Genomic DNA, 3,890 nt, shown 5'->3' with positions numbered 1-3,890 from the left:
CCGGCACTGATCGAAGGCCTGCACCGGGAGGGCGCGGGCTGGGCCGAGGCCGAGGTGCGCGAGCTGGGCGAGCTGGCCGGTACGGCGCGCGCCCAGGAGTGGGGCCGCCTGGCCAATGAGAACCCGCCGGTGCTGCACACCCACGACCGCTACGGCCACCGCATCGACGAAGTCGAATTCCATCCGTACTGGCACGAGCTGATGAACGTCGCAGTCTCGCACGGCCTGCACGGTGCGCCGTGGCTCGACGAACGGCCAGGCGCGCACACCGCGCGCGCGGCGAAGTTCTACACCTGGGGTTCGGCCGAGGCGGGCCACATGTGCCCGATCTCGATGACGTACGCCGTGGTCCCCGCACTGCGCAACAATCCGGAGCTGGCAGCGCGGTACGAACCGCTACTCGGTTCGCGCACTTACGATTTCGGGCTACGTGAGCCGTCCACCAAGGCCGGTCTCATCGCGGGCATGTCCATGACGGAGAAGCAGGGCGGCTCCGACGTCCGCGCGAACACCACCACCGCCACACCGCAGCCGGACGGCTCGTACCGGATCGTCGGGCACAAGTGGTTCACCTCAGCGCCGATGTCGGATATGTTCCTCACCTTGGCGCAGGCGCCGGGCGGACTGTCGTGTTTCCTACTGCCACGAGTGCTGCCCGACGGCACCCGCAACCCGATCCGCATCCAGCGACTCAAGGACAAGCTGGGCAACAAGTCCAACGCCTCCTCCGAGATCGAATACGAGAACGCCACCGGCTGGCTGGTCGGCCCCGAGGGCGCGGGCGTCAAGACCATCATCGAGATGGTGAACATGACCAGGCTCGACTGCGTGATCGGCTCGGCCACCGGGATGCGCGTCGGCGCGGTCTTCGCGGTGCATCACGCGCGTCATCGGGAAGCGTTCGGCGCCAAGCTGATCGACCAGCCCGCGATGGCGAACGTGCTGGCAGACCTGGTGATCGAATCCGATGCGGCGACCACGGTCATGATGCGGCTGGCCGGCGCCACCGATCGCGCGGGCAGCGACCCGGCCGAGGCGGCGCTGCGGCGGATCGCGCTGGCCGTCACCAAGTACTGGGTGTGCAAGCGGGCGCCCTCGCATGCGGCGGAGGCGCTGGAATGCTTCGGCGGCAATGGTTACGCCGAGGAGTCCGGGATGCCGCGGCTGTACCGGGAGGCGCCGCTGATGTCGATCTGGGAAGGCTCGGGCAATGTCGCCGCGCTCGACGCCCTGCGCGCGATGGGGCGCCAGCCGGAAACGGTCGAGGCCTACTTCAACGAGGTGAATCTCGCCCGCGGTGAGAATCCGCGCCTGGACGACGCCATCGACCGCGTCGGCAAGGAACTGTCCGACCTCAGCGATATCGAGTACCGTGCCCGCCGCGTGGTCGAGCTGATGGCGCTGGTCCTGCAGGGCGCGCAGTTGGTGCGGCACGGGCATTCCGCGGTCGCCGACGCCTTCTGCGCCACTCGCCTCGGCGACGACTGGGGCATCGCGTTCGGCACCCTACCCACCGGGGTCGATACCGCCGCCATCATCGAGCGGGCGTTCGTCGCCTGACATCACCTCCTGCTCGTCGCGGTACTCGTCAACAGCGTCGGGCGTGGGGCTCGGCTTCGTCTGCGACTGCCCCTTGTCGTTCGCACGAAGCCAGTCGCGGCGGAAGGTCGCGACGAGCACCTCGACCTCGCCGGCGACACCCTCCGATTCCATGAAGCTGGTCAGGGCCGTAGCCGTGCCGGGCCGGTCCGCGACAGCAGACTCCGCCGTAACGGAGCTCGGTCGCGGTCGAGTGCGCGAGAGTACTGTCACGGCCGTGACGGAGGAGCTCGAAGCAACGGTCGATGCGCTGGCGGCGCGGGTGCTGGACCGAGCCGGAGGCTGCGCGGGCCGGTACCTGCTCGGCATCGCAGGCCCGCCCGGTGCCGGTAAATCGACGCTGGCGGCGGCGTTGCGGATGGCCGTCGACGCCGCGGCCGGGTCGAGTATCGCCGAACTCGCACCTATGGACGGCTACCACCTGCCCAATGCGCGGCTGCGCGCCCTCGGGCGACTGGCGGGCAAGGGCGAACCCGACACCTTCGACGTCACCGGGTTCGTCGATGGCCTGAACCGGTTGCGGCACACCCCGATCGGCGAACCGATACCGTGGCCGACGTTCGACCGAGCCACCGACGAGCCGACACCCGGCGGCATCGTCGTCACCCACCATCGAATCGTCATCACCGAAGGCAACTACCTGCTGCTCGATGACGGTCCGTGGTCGAAGGTGCGGCCACTGCTGAACCACTGCTGGTATCTCACCGCCGACCGGCACACGCGCATCGAACGGCTGCTGCACCGTCACCTGCGCGGCGGGCGCGACGACATCGCCGCGCGGGCCAAAGTGCACGACAGCGACATGGCCAATGCCGACCTGGTCGAAGGCACCGCCAAGCGCGCCGATCTGGTGCTGCGCGAACGCGACTCGCACTACTTCATCGACTGAGGGCGACGCCGTGGACGCGCCGCCCACAAGCGCAGGCCATGCGCGACACCCACCCCGAACCCGTGCCGGGGCCGAACGACGCGACGACCACCAGCACCGACGGGTCAGCAACCGCCCCACCGCGGGCCGCCCGCAGACCGACCGCGGTCGCCATCCCGGCCGAACCATGCGGCCGAACCTGCCACCCCGCGAACAAGGGCCCCGCCGCCCGACCGCAACCCGACCGCGATCATCACCCAGGCCCAAACCATCCGGCCGAACCACCCACCAGGCGAACAAGGGTCCCGCCGGCCGCGTCGCAGATGTCCTCGGCTCGCCGCCCCGAATCGCGATACGGACGTGAATCAGCATCCCGACCACTGCGCGCGCAACCGGTCGCAATTCGCCAACGCTTGGCGTGTATCGCCACCCGGCGCACTCCCGCGGCCGATCATGGACCGATGACGGCGACCGCACGGCCCTCCAAGCGAGCACACGCCTTACGCAATGTCGCCACGGTGGTGTGCGCGCTGCTGCTGTTCTACTTCGTTCCCGTCGGCTACGACTTCGCCGACGACTGGCGCGGCCGGATCCTCACCCTGCTCGCCTTCGCCGCCGGCGTGATCGGCTTGTGCTGGCTCGGGTACCGGCGCATCACTCAGTACATCGCCGCCATGGAAGACACCACCCGGCGCATCGACGGCCTGCTGCTGCTGGTGTCGGTGGTCGTGGTGTTCTTCGCGATCTTCTACTACGTACTCGAACAACGTGATCCTGGCCAGTTCGACGGGCTCGACACCCGCACCGACGCGCTGTACTACACGGTGTCGACGCTGGCCACTGTCGGCTACGGCGACATCCATGCCGTCGGCCAGATCGCCCGCGTCGCGAGCACCGTGCAGATGCTGTTCGACCTGGTCGTCATCGGCACCGTGGTGGCCGTGCTGACGACCAGCATCACCCGCAGGCTGGAGTCACGGCAGGCCTCGGACCGCGACGCGAATTAACCTGGTGCCATGCCGGATTCCGCCGAGTACGAACAGATCGCGGCGGTGAGCGCGCACGGAGTCGCGCCCGCCGCGCCGGAAGAAGTCAGCGCCGCTCTGGCCGGACTCACCTTCGCTCAGCCGGATTGGCGGGCAGTGCGCTGGGACACCGAGGACGGGACCGCGACACCTGGCTCGAGGTCCGGCGCGGACACCGGCGGATCCCAGGCCTGACGGGTCGGCAGGACCCCCGCCCACACACCGCCGGCGACGATATCGTCCGCGTCGTCGTTCGGCCCGCCCGCCCGCATCTTCACCGACGCCTCGGTGAGCTCGAGCGCGAGGACAGCGGTCGCGGCGAGTTCCTTCTTGTTCGGCCGCCGCACTCGGTCCCAGGAGCCGGGCGCGGCATGTTCGACGATCACGCGCAGGCCGTG

At 69.4% G+C, this 3,890-nt stretch carries 4 protein-coding genes; 3 read left to right on the top strand and 1 reads right to left on the bottom strand.

Going from position 1 to position 3,890, the window contains the following annotated elements; genetic code table 11:
- From RJ05_RS21900 to RJ05_RS21885, 3 genes are all read left to right on the top strand, one after another.
- Window positions 1-1,560 (top strand): acyl-CoA dehydrogenase family protein (locus RJ05_RS21900; protein ID WP_036540149.1); only part of this gene is annotated, 1,560 nt, incomplete at its 5' end.
- Between the two features lie 256 nt (window positions 1,561-1,816).
- On the top strand, window positions 1,817-2,488 hold the full coding sequence (locus RJ05_RS21890) for a nucleoside/nucleotide kinase family protein (RefSeq protein WP_036540145.1): 672 nt from the start codon (window positions 1,817-1,819) through the stop codon (window positions 2,486-2,488).
- Window positions 2,489-2,928: 440 nt separating this feature from the next.
- On the top strand, window positions 2,929-3,474 hold the full coding sequence (locus tag RJ05_RS21885) for a potassium channel family protein (protein WP_036540143.1): 546 nt from the start codon (window positions 2,929-2,931) through the stop codon (window positions 3,472-3,474).
- 116 nt (window positions 3,475-3,590) lie between these two features.
- Here RJ05_RS21885 and RJ05_RS21880 read toward each other — a convergent pair.
- Window positions 3,591-3,890 (bottom strand): pyridoxamine 5'-phosphate oxidase family protein (locus RJ05_RS21880; RefSeq protein ID WP_036540141.1); only part of this gene is annotated, 300 nt, incomplete at its 5' end.

The sequence above is a fragment of the Nocardia cyriacigeorgica NBRC 100375 genome, from assembly GCF_000308555.1.
Classification (GTDB): Bacteria; Actinomycetota; Actinomycetes; order Mycobacteriales; family Mycobacteriaceae; genus Nocardia; species Nocardia cyriacigeorgica.
The sequence above is the reverse complement of the archived record's forward strand: the minus strand, read 5'-3'. Positions and strand labels throughout refer to the sequence as shown.

What these genes read in the sequence shown, in the direction of transcription:
- RJ05_RS21885 (WP_036540143.1), top strand. Translation starts at nt 2,929, where the DNA reads ATGACGGCGACCGCACGGCCCTCCAAGCGAGCACACGCCTTACGCAAT.